Genomic DNA, 16,970 nt, shown 5'->3' on the forward strand with positions numbered 1-16,970 from the left:
GAACTACTTAAGAATCTCCCTCCTTTAGCGAAGCGGAGGAGGGGGAGAAGTCAAAATGACCACATTTCATCACATTGAATCGTTAATCTTCCTTTTTTCTTAGTGCGCGTTCCCTAGGGAACGCGCCGCTTTTTTCAGAGATATGAACCTGCATTGATTTAGACTGATAATTTCGGCTTTTAATATTATATCCTTACATCTGACGGACTACCGCTTTCTAATTTCTGTCTACAGTATTGTTTACAGAAAAATAGAAAAATAGCCTCCGCAAAATTGCTGGTTTTAACTCCAGAGAGTCTGGGATGGAGGGCATGGGGATGGTTTACCGATCGCCAAGAATGCGTCATAAATAAATCGATAGGCTGTGCATCGAGACAAATTATCAGGATATGACATTGCATCTACTTCCGTTTTTTAAAGCGTGCAATCCCAGTAAAACTATCGATCTGGCTAATCCCTTAGAGCGTCCTTATTACATTGACTTTTCCTCGGTTCGGGGTGGAAAGGTAGTCGAAACCTTAGAGCGAACGATCGTTCGCCTTTCTCCTGACGAGCCAACCTGTCAACTGTTTAGCGGACATATTGGGTGTGGCAAATCGACAGAGTTATTGCGTTTAAAAGCACGTTTGGAACAACAAAACTATCATGTTGTTTACTTTGAATCCAGTCGCGATCTAGATATGGCCGATGTTAATATCAGCGATATTCTCATGGCCATTGCCAAATCCGTCAGCGATTCTCTCGAAAAAACTGCTGGCATTCAACTGAGTGCGCCTTACTTTACTAACTTATTTAAAGAGGTCAAAAGTTTCCTACAAAATTCCATCGATTTAGACGCAGAGGCTCAACTTTCTTTAGGAATTGCTCGTATTACCGCCAAAACCAAAGAAAATCCCAAACTGCGCGAACAACTCAAGCAGTCTCTCGAACCGCGTAGCGAGAGGATTCTGCGGGCAATTAACGAAGAAGTCTTAGAATTAGCCGATCGCGAACTGAAAGCGCGGGGAAAAAAAGGACTCGTCGCCATTGTCGATAACCTCGATCGCATTGCCCCGAGACAAATTACCCCCAAGCGATCGCTCCCCGAATACCTCTTCATCGATCGCGGTTCTCAACTGGGGCGACTCAATTGCCATATGGTTTATACCATTCCCCTCGCCTTGATTTTTTCTAACGAATACCAAACTCTAAAAAACCGTTTGGGAGGTGGAGTTGCACCCATTATTTTACCCATGATTCCCGCCTGCACTCGAGAAGGCCGAGATAATCCCCAAGGCATGGCCTTATTGCGACAACTCCTCCTCGTCCGTGCTTTTCCCGAACTCGAGCCTCAAAAGCGGCTCGAGTTAATCTCAGAAGTATTCGATAGCGCTCAAACCCTAGATCGATTGTGCCGCGTCAGTGGCGGTCACGTCCGCAACCTTCTCGGCTTGCTCTATACTTGTTTGCGCCAGCAAGACCCACCCATCGATCGAGATTGTGTCGAAAGCGTAATTCAAAACTATCGCGAAGATATTCTCCTCGCCCTAGAAGACCACGAATGGAACTTAATTTTACAAGTCGTCCGGGAACAAAAAGTACGCGGCGAACAAGAATATCAACTGCTCTTGCGAAGCATGTTTGTCTTTGAATATCAAGACGATCGCGGGCGTTGGTTTGGCATTAATCCCGCCTTGGCAGAAAGTCAGCGATTTCAAAAAGTCCTCGCCGTTGCTCCCAAGCGCGATCGGGTGTAGGGTGTAGAGTATGGGGTTTGGGGCGTTACCATTCATCGAACGTTACGGAGAACGTTGCGGAGACATTATCGGCAATGTCTCCGTCTCTGCATTCAGGTCAGAGTCATCGGTTTTCCTCAACCTCAAACCTTGCACCTCACCCTCCCCATTGCAAAAATTCCATGACAATTGTTGCCCTTGGCAGTATCAATATGGACTTAGTGATCAAAGCCCCTCGCTTGCCCAGTGCGGGAGAAACATTAATGGGTCACGAATTCTTCTCGGCATTTGGTGGCAAAGGCGCAAATCAAGCCGTTGCTGCGGCTAAACTCGGTCAAGCCGTTGATTTCGTCGGACAAGTCGGCGGGGATGATTTTGGCCAAACTCTACTCTTGGCGCTCAATGTTGCAGGGGTAAATACCGATGGTGTTTCCATCAACCCCAAGGTCCATTCGGGAGTCGCTTCCATTGTCGTGAGCGAAAGTGGGCAAAATACCATTGCTTGCGCGGCAGGAGCGAATGGAATGGTTGGAGAAAAAGAAGTCGCATATTTCCAAAGTCTGCTCGGTCGGGTCAAAGTTGCTTTATTCGAATTGGGGATTCCTCTAGAGACTGTCGTAAAAGCGGCAAAAGTCGCTCGGGAGGCAGGGATTTTTACTATTCTCGATCCCGCACCGATTCCGGATACCTTCCCCGAAGAGCTTTATGCTTTAGTAGATATCATGACTCCGAATGAGTTTGAAGCAAGTCAACTCGTCGGGTTTGAAGTCAGCGATCGCGATACGGCACAAAAAGCCGCAGAAGCCCTCCAAGAGAAGGGCGTAAAAACCGTCATTATTACCTTGGGAGAACAAGGGGCATTGTGCGTGGGAGCAGAATCATTTTGGCAGGCAGCAACTCTTGTTGAGGCGGTGGATACCGTCGCAGCAGGAGATGCTTTTAATGGGGCGTTTGCCGTTGCCCTCGCGGAAGGGAAATCCCTTGCCGAAGCCGTGCGATGGGGATCGATCTCGGGATCCCTTGCCGTCACCAAACCGGGCGCTCAATCATCTCTGCCCGATCGCCAGACATTTTTCCAAGCGCTGAAGGGTAATAGGTAATGGGTAATGGGTAATGGGTAATGGGTAATCGCTCGCGAAAAAGAGAAACAGCTCGAACAATTAATGAGCGATCGCTTTCTACCTTATTAAGAGCGCTCTTGTTTTCACAGGGACAATTTGCTTTGATTTTAGTGCGCTGCAACTATCAGGGACTGCGCGAACAAATTTGGCAGCAGTTTCAAGAGGCTGTTTTTTTGCGATCGCCAGATTTAACCCCTCTCAGAGCGCTGCACCTCAACCCCTCCATTTCTACCCTCCTCTCACCTCTCCTCAATGCCTTAGAAGCAGAAAGCCAACAGGAATTCCTCGCAGAAAACCAGCCGCCCAAAAATGTTTGGCCGTTATTTCTCCCTACTCCCCCCCACTCCCTTGATTCCCCTCACTCCTCTAATACCCCTGCTCCTCCCAGCGCCCTCGTGGTCTTTGGTTTAGAACGCATCAAAGACCCCGCTCGCCTCTTTCAAGCTGCCAATCAAGTCCGTGATGAATTTCGCAAGCATCTTTCCCTCCCTGTTATTTTTTGGGTAACGGACGATCTGCTGCAACAACTCGCACGCCTTGCCCCTGACTTTAGAAGCTGGGCAGCAGCTTCCATTAAATTCGAGCTTCCTCTCAGCGAGTCGGCAACTCTTTTGTGGCAAACCACCGACAACCTCTTTCAACAATTGCTGGCCGCAGGATCCGCAAAATTTTTACCCAACGAAGCCCTCGATCTCGCACCGGGATGCCGCACTCGTCGAGAATTAGAATGCGCCCGCAGCGAACAGTTTCCCTTGCCCAAACGTTTAAATCCTGTCAGCGAAGCAACTTGGCAATTTATTTTAGGGCGAGATGCCTATCAGCAAAACTGTCTCGAGGAAGCCTTGGAATATTTCCAAAAAAGCCTGAAATTTTGGTGTCAGGGAACGGAATATTGGAGTATTGGCAATTGGCTCCTGGCCGCAGGCAGTGAGAGAAAGCGGAATCAGGTCTCGGAGCTATCAGAAAGGGCAGGCGCTTTAACCCTCCCTCGCCGCCTTCATATTACCAACCCTTTTTTAGAGCAAAAAGGGTTGCTCCTTTTTCACTTGGGTTTATGTCATTGTTTGGCAGCACAACAAAATCCCGCCGATGCAGAAGGGGCTTGGCAAGAAGCAAAAAAATGTTTTGGGGCAAGTTTGGAAATTTTTACCGTCAAGCAAAAACCAGATTTTGCGGCGGGGTTGATCGTCCAGTTGGGAGCAGTTTTGCAGCAACTGAAAGAATGGAGCGCTCTCAAAGGTCTAAGCCTTTATGCCCTCAACTGTTTTAGCGATCGCCAATCTCTAACCCTGTACCCTCGCGCCTATGGATTTCTGGCCAAAGTTGCTTTAGAACGCAAGGAGTGGCAACAGGCGGAAACGCTTGCCCAACAAGCCCTCAACAGCCTGCGACATGCCCCTTATCCCCGACCCCAAGATCGAGCCAGCTATTTACTTTTGCTCGCCCGAGTTAAACATTGTCAAGGGGAAAACCAATTCGCCATCGAACAGTTGCAGAATGCTCGCCAACTGTTATTAGATCGTTGGTCAAACTCCGCTTCGACGACTCTCGGAGAATCCCATGACGGCGATCTCGACAATCAAGATAAAGAGCGCTTGTATTTAGAGATTTTAGAAGAATTGCGATCGCTTTATCGCAAAAATCGACAATACAAACAAGCCTTTGCCCTCAAACAAGAGCGACAATTCGTCGAACATTATTGCGGCTTGCGTGCCTTTCACGGCTTGTATCCCCTCAGCGATCCCGATACTGCCCTCGGGGGCAGTTTGTGGGCAAATGTTATCGATCGCCGTTCCCAAGAAGCGATCGCCGCCTCGGGTCGTCAAGCAATTGTTGAAGAGCTTCTCGAAACCCTCAGCCGTCGCGATCGCAAGCTCACTATCCTGCACGGGGCTTCTGGGGTCGGCAAAAGCAGCCTTTTGCGAGGATGTTTGCTTGCCACCCTCAAGGAAAAACCCATTGCCGCTCGCAATGCTCTACCCATTTTACAAGCCACCTATCGCCATTGGGAACGCGAGCTTTGCCACCTTTTTGACGAAGCTCTCACCAGCGCTTTATCCCCCGAGCCGCCTCTTGTGACCTCGGCAGAACCTTGGCAAATCTTACAGCAGTTGCGATCGCATCAATGCGATCGCTTCTTTACCCTCTTGATTTTCGACCAATTCGAGGAATTTTTCTTCCTCTGTCCCCAAATCGAACAGCGTCAAAAATTTTACGAATTTTTACGAGATGCTCTTGCGATTCCTTTTGTTAAGGTCATTCTCTCCATTCGCGAGGATTATTTGCATCACCTATTAGAAATCGAAACTTGCGTAGATCTCGCTGCCATTGATAACAATCTTCTCGATCGCCGCAATCGCTATTGTCTCAAAGATTTAACCCCGCAAGAAACTCGCAACGCCATCGTTCATCTCACGGAAAATTCCCAATTTCACCTCGAACCCACCCTTATCAATGCGTTCGTTGACGACTTGGCTCGAGAGGGCGGCAAAGTCCGCCCCATCGAACTTCATCTCGTCGGTTCGCAACTACAAAGCGATCGCATTGATACCCTCAATGATTACTTGGCCTTGGGAGAACGCCCAAAAACCGTTTTGGTAACGCGATCGCTATTGGCGATCGTCGCCGACTGCGGCAGAGAGAATCAAGATATTGCTTGGCGCGTTCTCTTTACTCTCACGGCAGAAAAGAGCATCCGTCCTCTGAAGACCAAAAGCGAACTATTATCGGTTATCAGTTATCAGTCATCAGTTATCAGTTCCTCTTTAGTTTTAGATTCTATTCTGGAAATTCTCGTCAATTCTCGCTTGGTCTTTCGCTTCCCCGAAGATCCTGAAGATCGCTATCAGTTAGCGCGAGATTATTTTGTAACTCCCATTCGCGAACAATATCGCCAACATTTTACGAGAGCAATTGAAGCCAGTCTCGAACGCCAGCAACAGGAACTGGTACAGGAGCGCCAACAGCGCTTTAAAGCCTCATTGGTGGGGGTTGCCATGACAATTTTAGCGCTCTTGTCTGTATCTTCAGCATGGCACGCCCGCCAACAACAAAAAAGCGCCCAACAGGAACTCATTAAGGCCAATTTATTGGCTGAAAGTGCGGCTTCAGAATCTCTCTTTGTTTCTGGACGCAGATTTGATGCCCTCCTTGCAGCATTGAGAGCCGGTCAGTCTTTACGGCGATCCCTCGCTAATGCTCCAGCATCCGTCATCCCTCCGACTCATCGGGAGTTGAGGGAAGTCAAAAAACAACAACAAATCTTCCCTTTGAATGCGAAAGGAAAGATTGATGCGATCGCTCAATTTAAGATAATCTCTGCCCTCGAGGGAGCATTACACGGGATAAAAGAGCGCAATCGCTTTTACGGTCACAAAGAAGTGATTTGGGATGTTGCCTTTTCTGCCGATGGTCGTTTCTTGGCCAGTGCCAGCAACGATCGCTCCGTGAAGTTGTGGTGCGAGAATGGGGCTTTACTCGCAACGTTCAACGGTCATCAAGATAGCGTTACCAGCGTTGACCTGTATCAAACGGCCCAAGCGTTGCGCGTTGTTTCTAGTAGTTTGGATGGTAGCGTGCGACTGTGGACATTGCCGGCGTTTGCACAGGGTCGCGTTAGTCCTCGTCCTTGCGATTCTCTGGCCGAGGAAAAAATTGCCATTCCCAATCCGATCGCGTTTCGCCCCTCACCTAAAACAGAGGACGAGGCGATCTATAATGTTCGCTTTAGCCCGGACGGTCGCACCTTGGCAATGGCAAGTAAAGATGGCACGATTCGCTTGCGGACGATTGCAGGAGCGGCGATCGCGACCCTGAGTGCCGAAGCGGGATCGGTACAATGGGTGGAATTTAGTCCGGATGGTCGCTTTCTCGCGGCGGCGGGGAATGATGGCGGCGTACAGCTTTGGAGTATTTCCGGACAATTGCTCGATGTCTTTCGAGGGCATGGTGGAGGGGTAACTTATGTTTCCTTTAGTGCTGACGGGAAGGCGATCGCTTCTGCCAGTCGCGATGGTACGGTTAAACTCTGGGATTTAAACGGTAATTTACGCCAAACCCTCAAAGCCGACCCCGAGGGCGTTTTGGCGGTGCGTTTCAGTCCCGATGGGAAGGCGATCGCTTCTGCCGGTCACAGTGGCACGATTAAACTCTGGGATCGACAGGGCAATCTTTTAGAGGAACTTGCCTCGCATCGAGATGGGGTAACAGGAGTGCGCTTTCATCCTCAAGGTACGCTTCTCGCTTCTTCTAGCTTCGATAAAACAATTAAATTGTGGGACTTAAACGGTAATGCTCGTTTGGTTTTACGAGAGGGAGACTATCGCGATCGAGAAGGAGATACCGCGATCGAGGAAAAGTCGGGCATTCGCGATGTGGTTATTTCCCCCGAGGGAGAATTGGTGGTGACGGCTGGGGAAAACGGCAAAATCGGCTTATGGACTCGCGAGGGCGAGAAATTAATGAGCATTCCCGCCCATACTCAAGCGATCGAATCTCTGAGTTTTGCTCCAGATGGGACGCTATTTGCTTCGGGTAGTTGGGATGGTACAGTCAAAATTTGGAACCGTTTGGGGGCATTACAAGCCAGCCTGCAAGGACATCAAGAGCGCGTGGCGGATTTGGCTTGGAGTCCGAACTCGAGGGTTTTGGTTTCGGGTAGTTGGGATGGCAAAGTCAAAGTCTGGACTCGTCAGGGAAAATTGCAAGAAACCCTACAACGCCATCGCCAACGCGTTCATGCTGTGGCATTTAGCCCCGAAGATAATATTTTAGTGACGGGAGGAGAGGAGGGAATGTATTGGTGGCAAAGCGACGATCGCGGGCGCTTTTCGGGGTTAAATCCCTGGCCTTTGTCTGATTCTGGGAATTGGATTATGGATTTGCATTTTTTGCCCTCGGGTAATGGACTGGACGCGAATAATAAATTTGTTCTGGCGGCGGGGGGATATGATAATGCGATCTCTTTTTGGGGCGATCGCGATCGCTTATTGGGTCGCCTCAAGGGGCATACCGACAGTATCCGCCGTTTTGCTGTAGATCCCACGGGAAAATTTTTGGCCACGGTTTCTTGGGATAACGATGTGGAATTATGGCACGCCAACGATACTTTATTAACCACGTGGGAGGCCCATCAAGGGGAAGTGGTGGGGGTGAGTTGGAGTTTGGACGGAGGAGCGATCGCTACGGCTGGTAAGGATGGTACTGTGAGAATTCGCTCTTTGGATTTAGAGGCTCTGGTTGCCGAAAGTTGCCGGTGGTTGGGAGATTATTTACGTCATAGCGCCATGGTTCAAGATAGCGATCGGGCCTTGTGCCATAAACATCGATAGAGTTTTGTGGATTGACCGTACAGAAGCATAAAGGCGAGAGCTAATGGATTACTATGTTCGGTAGAATAGCATTGCCTCGCAAAATTTCTGTTGACATTTCTTAATGATAAGTGATTCTCTCTGAGATGTATCCTATGATTTTGGCAAACGAGGGTTTTATCCAGCAGACCCGAGCCTAAATATAGAGTTAGCCCTTTAAGGGAGGAAAAGTTTAATGTCCCATAGTGAAAAAAAACAGTGTAGTGCGAACAAAAAATACATTTTTCCAGTTATTACAATTATTGTTTCATCGCTTATTCCCTTACTTTTTGCTGAAATTGGTCTGAGAATTTTTTATCCGCAATCAGATTCAATGCGTTGGTTTAAATCTTCAAAAAAATATGGACATTTAATCAAAGAGGATTTTCAGCAAAAGTATAAATATCGAGCTTTTAAGAACAAATTCACTATGCACGTTCAAACCAACTCATTAGGACACCGATATAAGCAATACAATCAAGCTGATTTTAATAATCCAGAATACAAAAAAATATTATTGCTGGGGGATTCTTTTTTGTTTGGTCATGGTGTAAATATGGAAAATCATATTGCTACAAATTTAACCAATATATTAAACAAAAATAAAAATCGTTTTTCAATCATAAATACAGGTGTGAGTGGATGGGGAACGCTACAAGAAACAACCTATGCAAAAGACCACTTCGATCGATTTAATCCTGACGTTATTGTTCTTCTTTTCTGTAGCAACGATCCGGATAATGATGATGAATTTATGGCCAATAAACAAAAGGGATTATTGCATTTTCTAGGCAAAATATTTTTGATACACTATTCTCACCTCTATCGTTTTATATATTTTCGCTTATATGTATTGAGCCATAGCTTTGAAGTAGCACAAAAATTGCAAAACAACGAAAATCTACCCATTAATGAACAAACTGGACGTATTATTACTGCCGATCAATGGGACAGAACCTTAAAAACAATCGAGGAATTTCATGCTGAGTATTTGAAATTTAATAAGTCCGGTCTACTTCTGGTTTTGAGTACATCTCCGTGGAATGAAGACGATCGTGAAAAACTGAATTCTCTGTCCAATGGTCAGAACTTACTTTTTGTCGATCTTTACAACGAAACGATTGACTTACCATTAGAAAAAAGGAGACTAAAACATGATGGTCATTGGAGTGAACTCATGCACTTGATTAGCGCAAAAAAAATCTCAGAGAGCATACTGAGCAAAACTCAATGAATCATGAATCAAGTATCTGACTCGTGCGGATTTATTTTCATTCTCAAGTCCAAACCACAAAAAAATCCCTTCAGATTCTGTGTAGGCAATTTCAGAAGCGATCGCAGTTCAACCGTAACTGCTACGATCTGAGGTCAACGAATAACCAGTCACTAATAACCAATAACAAAAATGCACATTCTCGGAATTTCTGCCTATTATCACGATAGCGCCGCCGCTCTCATCTGTGACGGACATATCCTCGCCGCTGCCCAAGAAGAACGATTTTCTCGTCAAAAACACGATGCGAGATTTCCGGGTAACGCGATCGCTTACTGTTTGCAAACCGTTGATATTCCCTTGAAAAAACTCGATTATATTGTTTTCTACGAAAAACCTTTCATTACTTTCGAACGCCTCCTCGAAACGTATATTGCTTATGCCCCCAAAGGGTTTCGCTCTTTTCTTGCGGCGATGTCTGCATGGTTACAGGAAAAACTTTACCTGAAAACCATCTTGAAAAAAGAACTCGCTCGCCTTGGAGACTGTAAAGTGAGAGAACTACCACCTCTCCTTTTCACCGAACACCATCAATCCCACGCCGCTTCCGCTTTTTTCCCCAGTCCTTTTTCTCAAGCCGCCGTTCTTTGTCTCGATGCTGTGGGAGAATGGGCGACAACTTCCCTTTGGTTGGGAGAAAACAACCAACTCGTTCCTCAATGGGAGATAGATTTTCCTCACTCTCTAGGAATGCTCTATTCTGCATTCACTTATTACACTGGATTTAAAGTGAATTCAGGAGAATACAAACTGATGGGACTCGCTCCTTACGGCGAACCTAAATATACTGACTTCATCCTCGATAATCTTATCGATCTCAAGGAAGACGGGACTTTCCGGTTAAACATGAAATACTTTAACTATGCTACCGGATTGACCATGACCAACCGGAAGTTCGATCGCCTCTTTGGTGCGCCTCCTCGCCGACGAGAAAGTCAGATTAGTCAACGAGAGATGGATCTGGCTGCATCGGTGCAAAAGGTAACGGAAGAAATTGTCCTGCGTTTGGCGAAAACGGCACATCGGGAGTTGCAAACCGACTACCTTTGCTTGGCGGGAGGAGTTGCTCTCAATTGCGTTGCTAACGGGCGTTTATTGCGCGAGGGACCCTTTCGAGATATTTGGATTCAACCCGCCGCAGGGGATGCAGGAGGGGCAGTCGGAGCCGCTTTGGCAATTTGGTATCAATATTGCGATCGCCCCCGCCAAGTTGCCAGCACCGATACCATGCAAGGAACTTATTTAGGACCGCGTTTTGGTAATGAAGAAATTCGTCAATATCTTGATGATATCGGAGCAAAATATCAATATTTTGACGATAAAAAATTAATGCCAGAATTGGCCGAGATTTTGGCTGTAGGAAATGTAGTCGGCTGGTTTCAAGGTCGCATGGAATTCGGGCCTCGTGCCCTCGGCAATCGTTCTATCATTGGTGATTCTCGTAATACCGAGATGCAGTCTACTATGAATTTAAAAATTAAATATCGCGAGTCGTTTCGTCCGTTTGCACCCTCGGTTTTGGCAGAACGAGTTTCTGATTATTTTACCCTCGATCGCCAGAGTCCTTATATGTTATTGGTTGCCCCTATACGAGAAGAACTCCATGTTCCTATGACCGAAGCCCAGCAACAATTATTTGGCATTGAAAAGTTAAAAATTCCGCGTTCTACCCTGCCAGCAATTACTCATGTTAACTACTCCGCACGAGTGCAAACCGTCCATTCAGAAACCAATCCTCGCTATTACGATCTTCTGAGTCATTTTGAAGCTAAAACAGGGTGTGGCGTATTGGTCAATACATCTTTTAATGTTCGCGGAGAACCTATTGTTTGTACGCCAGAAGACGCTTATCGCTGCTTTATGCGGACGGAAATGGATTATTTGGTTTTGGAAAATTGCTTACTGGCAAAAACCAACCAACCTCAATGGCAAAAAGATGAGTCTTGGCAAAAAGAATTTGAACTAGATTAATTGAACTCAATGTAGGGTGCCAATCCTGCCTAATTTTGGTAAAATCTTCTCAAGATGACAAAATTTCTGGATCGAGTATTGAAACTTAACATACAAATATAATGTTTACTCAAAGATATTTGACTCAATTTGCGGTCAGTGCTGGTAAACTTTCTCTCTCTGTTTTCTGTCTGATTGGAGGAAGGGCGATCGCGCAGACTTTACCTCTCAGCGAAAACTTGATCGAATTAGATTCGCGATCGGGAGAAACTCTCCTTTTTGAAAGTCAAGCAAGACGTGATTATCTCCCTCTTAGCGTCCAATTTGTCAGTCAAGATAATCTCGCTTATTGTGGGGTTGCCAGTATGGTGATGGTTCTTAATGCTTTGGAAGTTGAAGCCCCTCAAGCTCCAGAATATCGGACTTATCGGGTATTTACTCAAGAGAACTTTTTCAGTAATCCTAAAACGCAAGCAGTGCTGCCTCCAGAAACTGTCATGCGACAGGGAATGACTTTAGAAGAATTAACGCAATTTCTACAAAGTTATGGGCTTTATACCAAAACTTATCATGGTGGAGAGATAACATTGGGAGAGTTTCGCCAGCGTATTATTACTAATTTAGGACAAGCCAATAATTTTGTTTTAGTCAATTATCTTCGCAGCGAAATCGGTCAAGAAAGAGGGGGTCATATTTCTCCAGTTGCAGCGTACCATGAGGAAAGCGATCGCTTTCTCATTCTCGATGTAGCGCGATATAAATATCCGCCCATTTGGGTGAGTGCAGAGGAACTTTGGCATTCCACTAATACCATTGATTCGACATCGGGAAAAACTCGGGGTTTTGTATTAATTAGTAAGTAATGCTTGAGCCAAAATGACCGTCGATTTAAAAATGAAAAGTATTCCCTTTTTCTACCTCAAGCGATCGGAATTAATCATTAATTAGTGAAATGACTTTAGGATTAAGTAAAAACAAGAAAGAACTGCGCCAATTTGGCATGCTTTTGGGAACGATAATTCCCTTGCTCTTTGGTTTGATTTTACCTTGGGTGTGGGGTCATGCTTTCCCGATATTACCGTGGATATTGGGGGGCGTATTGTGGTTTTTTGCGATCGCTCTACCCATCGCTCTCCAACCTATCTATCGAGTCTGGATGAAAATTGCGGAAGTTCTCGCTTGGATCAATTCGAGAATTATTCTGGGAATTATCTTTTTTGCAATTGTGACCCCAATGGCGTTTATAATGCGTTTGATACAGAAAGATCCCATGACGAGAAAATACGATCGCCAGTTGGAAACCTATCGTATCAGTAGTCAAAAACGCCAGCGAGAAAGCATGGAGAAACCTTACTAATGCTAGATTTACTGAAAGACCTTTGGGGATTTTTAAACGAACGGAAAAAATATTGGCTTGCACCTTTAATTATTTCATTGGTATTATTGGGGGCATTAATTGTCTTTACTCAAGGTTCTGCGATCGCACCTTTTATTTACACGCTGTTTTGAAGTATTGTGAATGAAATCAAAACAACTTCTCGCCACTCTTAAAGGTTATACTTTAATTGGGTTAATTACATTGATTTTACTAGAGATTGCTTTCCAATTTTCTAGTCTCAAACCTCTGCAAAATTTACCGGGATTCAATAACTTATATAAAGTTTCCGATCGCGATAAATTTGGCGATAGTGCTTGCGGTTCTTATTGGTGGAAGTCTCAATTCATTAAACGATATGAAAGCGATCGCGGGCTAATTCGCGATGCCAGATTGCACGATACTCACCCAACTCGTGGCTGGACTCCCAGACCCAATCTTAATGTTACCATTGGTGATGTGACTTACACGACTAACAAACAAGGTCATCGTGCTTTAAAAGATTACGAACCGAATGCAGAACAATATACAATATTAGTGGTTGGTGACTCCTATAGTTTTGGGATTGATACCGATGATTCCTTCCTCTGGACAAATCTTTTACAAGCCAAAGATAAGCAATTCAATATTATTAATTTAGGGGTAGGAGGCTATGGGCTAGATCAGATTTATATTACCTTAAAAGAAAGTATTGAGACCTATCAACCTAATTTGGTTATTGCTGCCTTTATTTCTGACGATCTTTTTCGAATGAGATTTGACTTTCGAGATTATAAAAAGCCGCAATTAAAAATCAAAAAAAATAAACTTAAAACAACCAATACTCCTATTGGTACTTTACCAGAAACTTATCAAGAAATCAGGCAAGAGTTACGCTGGAAAACTCTGCCTATTTTTAAGCTGGACGATGTAATTTATAATTTATCGGTTTCTTGTCGAGAAGTCAGTTATCAATTAGTCAGTAAAACTTTCTTGGAAATGCAAAAGATTTCCCACAATAACGATGCAGAATTTCTCTTAACTTATCTTGCCAGTTTTCCTGAAGTTGAAAACCCAGAACATACCAGTTATGGAGAAAAAGTTCTCCGGCAATTCGTTGCAGAGAATCCGGTTAATGATTTGAACACTCGTCCGTATTTTTTAGCAGGTAACGAACAAGGAAAGAATTATAACGGCGGACATTATCAAAAAGCCGAATCAATTTTGGTGAGGGATATCCTTTATGATAAGATAACTAGCTTAGACTCTTTTCAAACATTTATTGCGGATCGCATTTCCTCATCCCCTTAACTCGAATGCCTCTAGTCGCCTCTGCCACTGTCCCAGCAACAACAGCCAATCTCGGTCCCGGTTTTGATTGCATCGGTGCTGCTTTAACCTTATACAATCAATTTGATTTTGTCTGTCGAGAGGAATCCGATGCCCCTCCTCTGACCATTAAAGTACCGGGAACTCAATCTGCTTTGATTAGTAAGGACAAAACAAATCTCGTTTATCAGGCATTCAATAAACTCTACGAACACCTCGATCAAGATCCGCCTCCAGTCGAAATTACGATAAAAATGAGCATCCCCTTAGCGCGAGGTTTGGGAAGCTCTGCGACGGCAATTATTGGAGGGTTATTGGGCGCTAATCAATTAGCGGGAACGCCTTTAAGCGATACCGAGATTTTACAATTGGCGATCGCGATCGAAGGACACCCCGATAATATCGTTCCCGCATTATTAGGCGGATGTCGCCTTGCTGCCGCCAGTCAAACTGAATTGGGCATGAGTTGGCAAATTTGCGATATTGCTTGGCACGAAAGCATTATTCCCACGATCGCGGTGCCTAATTTTGCCCTCTCGACAGAAAAAGCGCGATCGGTTCTCCCTTTTGAGGTAAGCCGTAGCGATGCAATCTTTAATATTTCTCGTTTAGGATTGCTTTTGAGAGGGTTAGAAAAAGGAGAAGAAAAATGGTTGCAAACGGCACTACAAGATAAAATTCACCAACCCTATCGCCAAATTCTCATTCCCGGTTATAAAGCCGTCCAACAAGCAGCGATGGAGGCGGGTGCTTATGGCATGGTCATTAGTGGGGCAGGACCGTCTCTATTGGCTTTAACTCATTTCCAGAAAGCCAAAGAAGTTGCGAAAGCAATGACAGACGCTTGGAATGCAGAAGGCATCGCCGCCCAAGCTCGCCCTCTCAATATCGATACGAATGGGGCAAGAAGTCGTCGAGAAATGGTGACTCGCCGAATGCGCTAGAGGTTGGGAAATTGTCTGAATTTTTAGGCGATCGCACTTCCCAAAAGTAGCTGAAATTTGCTAAACTATTGTTTAGTGCATACTTTGCTTCTGTAGCTCAATTGGCAGAGCACCTCACTTGTAATGAGGATGTTAGGAGTTCGAGTCTCCTCAGAAGCTCTTCAAAAATAAAACTCAAAGATAAGTTATTTTCAAGTTGTTATTAAACTTCTTGTTGAGCTTTTTTAAGGGCGGATGACGGGAATCGAACCCTCTAATTACCCTAAAACCCTTGATATTTCGTCTTTTCGGTCTTACTCATTCCTCGCAATCCTATCGAGTGAGTAAGAAATGAGTAATTCCGCAAAGCCTTCTATCGGCGGGCTATACACCGGTTACGAGGCGATCGTAGAGACATACAACCGTAAACGAAAGGAAACCCCAAGGGGTGTTAGTCTGAAGCACCAAAAGCAAAAAGAGGGTGACTATGTACTGCTACAGTTCGTCTTTCCCGATACAAAAAAACGTTCTACAAAGGCGTGTAATTGTACTTTTACTGAAGATGGCGTTATTGAAGCGTGTCGCAAATCTCATCTCGTTAAAGATGCGTTAACACGATTTGACAATGCCTCTGATTTTTGGGAGTGGTACGACGAAACTATTCTCGAAAAAAAAGAAATGAGTAACAATCTTATCACTTATCGGGAAGTTTTTGAAAAGATAGAAAAAGGTTACTTTAACGGACGAAACAAGAACACGAAACGCAAACGGTCAAAAGAAATTCCTAATGATGTTAAAACGTTCAATAGTTATTACGGATATGTTTTTAAGCGGTTCGTTAACTGGGACAAATACCCAGAATGGGAAGATCTTGAGAAAGTTCTATTTAGTTGGAAACAAGGAACTAAAAAGTTCAAAGACGGATATAGCGTCTTGAAGTCTATATGCAACTTTGTACCCAATAAAGATAAATTGATAGAGAAATTGTCAGAAATAGATCCATCTCAAACTGAGTTCAAAAAGAAGCAATCTATCAGTTTGGATGAATTTTTAAGCTGGTATGACGAGGCGTATAGCGAAATAGAAACCCTACCTCATAAACGATGGCGAGAATCGCGCCAGAACTGGCTATGGGTCTGCTCAATGTGTGTTGTGTACGGATTGCGACCCACGGAAATCGCAGCCGCTACAAATCTGTTTAACCCAGTAACAATAGACGGCTATACCTTCAAGGCTATTAACGACAAAAACAACAAAGAGCTATTGCTTGTACTAGGAAATAAAACGTATTTCGGGGTAACAATTAAAACGGGTGAGCGTATCTGTACGCCGATGGTTAAGAGCGAACAAATGATAGAAAGGTTAAAGATTTGCAATGTCTCTTTACCAAGCTACAAGCCAAAAAAAGAGAGCAAGCCAGAAAGTATTTGTGACGGCTTTGTTGCTCAACTAAGAAACAGGCTTGAGTCGTGGGGGTGTCCCGTAACTCAAGGTTACGCCTTCCGACACCTAGCTAATCAACTAGGAGAACGGGAGGGAATCCCTCAAGAGATACGCGCTCGCTCGCTAGGTCATTCGGTTCAGATTAATGAGCAGACATACAAGAAACGCTCCAATATCCGTACAACGGTAGACCTATTGACTAATCACAAAAAACAACCTTTACCCTTGGATTTGGCGCTAGACGCACTAAAAAATAAAGGTTTTGATATCGAGGATAACTCGATAAAATCGGTGTTACGAGTTGTCTATCAAATAGAAATTTAATCGTCAACAGAGCAAAGCGAAAAGGGGGTTAAACCCTCTTTTTTTTTACGTTCTCATTTCTTACTCACTCGATAGGATTGCGAGGAATGAGTAAGACCGAAAAGACGAAATATCAAGGGTTTTAGGGTAATTAGAGGGTTCGATTCCCGTCATCCGCCCTTAAAAAAGAACCTTGTACGTCAACCTTTTA

Annotated in this window: 11 protein-coding genes and 1 tRNA gene; all 12 read left to right on the plus strand. The window is 44.8% G+C overall.

Features of this window, described 5'->3' with window-relative positions; genetic code table 11:
* The first annotated feature begins 389 nt into the window (after positions 1-389).
* Entirely contained in the window at positions 390-1,736 is a 1,347-nt protein-coding gene (locus AC6RV6_RS28820) for a P-loop NTPase fold protein (RefSeq protein ID WP_500244321.1), read from the plus strand.
* A gap of 161 nt (positions 1,737-1,897) precedes the next feature.
* A complete protein-coding gene (gene rbsK, locus AC6RV6_RS28825) occupies positions 1,898-2,815 on the plus strand; it encodes a ribokinase (RefSeq protein WP_500244322.1) in 918 nt (305 codons plus the stop codon).
* Between the two features lie 20 nt (positions 2,816-2,835).
* Complete coding sequence (locus tag AC6RV6_RS28830; RefSeq protein WP_500244323.1) at positions 2,836-8,166, plus strand: nSTAND1 domain-containing NTPase; 5,331 nt, start codon at positions 2,836-2,838, stop codon at positions 8,164-8,166.
* 214 nt (positions 8,167-8,380) lie between these two features.
* A complete protein-coding gene (locus tag AC6RV6_RS28835) occupies positions 8,381-9,418 on the plus strand; it encodes an SGNH/GDSL hydrolase family protein (RefSeq protein WP_500244324.1) in 1,038 nt (345 codons plus the stop codon).
* Between the two features lie 171 nt (positions 9,419-9,589).
* Positions 9,590-11,428, plus strand: coding sequence for a carbamoyltransferase family protein (locus AC6RV6_RS28840; protein WP_500244325.1), 1,839 nt, complete (start codon positions 9,590-9,592; stop codon positions 11,426-11,428).
* Positions 11,429-11,529: 101 nt separating this feature from the next.
* Entirely contained in the window at positions 11,530-12,270 is a 741-nt protein-coding gene (locus AC6RV6_RS28845; RefSeq protein WP_500244326.1) for a phytochelatin synthase family protein, read from the plus strand.
* An 89-nt stretch (positions 12,271-12,359) separates the two neighbouring features.
* A complete protein-coding gene (locus tag AC6RV6_RS28850; RefSeq protein ID WP_500244327.1) occupies positions 12,360-12,764 on the plus strand; it encodes an SxtJ family membrane protein in 405 nt (134 codons plus the stop codon).
* Complete coding sequence (locus tag AC6RV6_RS28855; protein ID WP_500244328.1) at positions 12,764-12,916, plus strand: DUF5989 family protein; 153 nt, start codon at positions 12,764-12,766, stop codon at positions 12,914-12,916. Before AC6RV6_RS28850 ends, AC6RV6_RS28855 begins: the two co-directional genes overlap by 1 nt.
* Before the next feature lie 10 nt (positions 12,917-12,926).
* The gene (locus AC6RV6_RS28860; protein WP_500244329.1) at positions 12,927-14,072 is read left to right on the plus strand and encodes an SGNH/GDSL hydrolase family protein; all 1,146 of its coding nucleotides are present in this window, start codon (positions 12,927-12,929) and stop codon (positions 14,070-14,072) included.
* Positions 14,073-14,077: 5 nt separating this feature from the next.
* On the plus strand, positions 14,078-15,034 hold the full coding sequence (gene thrB / locus AC6RV6_RS28865) for a homoserine kinase (protein ID WP_500244330.1): 957 nt from the start codon (positions 14,078-14,080) through the stop codon (positions 15,032-15,034).
* A gap of 86 nt (positions 15,035-15,120) precedes the next feature.
* Positions 15,121-15,193: transfer RNA gene (locus AC6RV6_RS28870), tRNA-Thr, on the plus strand.
* A gap of 171 nt (positions 15,194-15,364) precedes the next feature.
* The gene (locus AC6RV6_RS28875; RefSeq protein WP_500244331.1) at positions 15,365-16,780 is read left to right on the plus strand and encodes a hypothetical protein; all 1,416 of its coding nucleotides are present in this window, start codon (positions 15,365-15,367) and stop codon (positions 16,778-16,780) included.
* The last annotated feature ends 190 nt before the right edge of the window (positions 16,781-16,970 follow it).

The sequence above is a fragment of the Spirulina sp. LEGE 11439 genome (assembly GCF_059821285.1).

Coding starts and splice junctions, on each gene's coding strand:
- AC6RV6_RS28820 (WP_500244321.1), top strand. CDS start 390: ATGACATTGCATCTACTTCCGTTTTTTAAAGCGTGCAATCCCAGTAAA.
- rbsK (WP_500244322.1), top strand. CDS start 1,898: ATGACAATTGTTGCCCTTGGCAGTATCAATATGGACTTAGTGATCAAA.
- AC6RV6_RS28830 (WP_500244323.1), top strand. CDS start 2,836: ATGGGTAATCGCTCGCGAAAAAGAGAAACAGCTCGAACAATTAATGAG.
- AC6RV6_RS28850 (WP_500244327.1), top strand. CDS start 12,360: ATGACTTTAGGATTAAGTAAAAACAAGAAAGAACTGCGCCAATTTGGC.
- AC6RV6_RS28840 (WP_500244325.1), top strand. CDS start 9,590: ATGCACATTCTCGGAATTTCTGCCTATTATCACGATAGCGCCGCCGCT.
- AC6RV6_RS28845 (WP_500244326.1), top strand. CDS start 11,530: ATGTTTACTCAAAGATATTTGACTCAATTTGCGGTCAGTGCTGGTAAA.
- AC6RV6_RS28835 (WP_500244324.1), top strand. CDS start 8,381: ATGTCCCATAGTGAAAAAAAACAGTGTAGTGCGAACAAAAAATACATT.
- AC6RV6_RS28875 (WP_500244331.1), top strand. CDS start 15,365: ATGAGTAATTCCGCAAAGCCTTCTATCGGCGGGCTATACACCGGTTAC.
- thrB (WP_500244330.1), top strand. CDS start 14,078: ATGCCTCTAGTCGCCTCTGCCACTGTCCCAGCAACAACAGCCAATCTC.
- AC6RV6_RS28860 (WP_500244329.1), top strand. CDS start 12,927: ATGAAATCAAAACAACTTCTCGCCACTCTTAAAGGTTATACTTTAATT.
- AC6RV6_RS28855 (WP_500244328.1), top strand. CDS start 12,764: ATGCTAGATTTACTGAAAGACCTTTGGGGATTTTTAAACGAACGGAAA.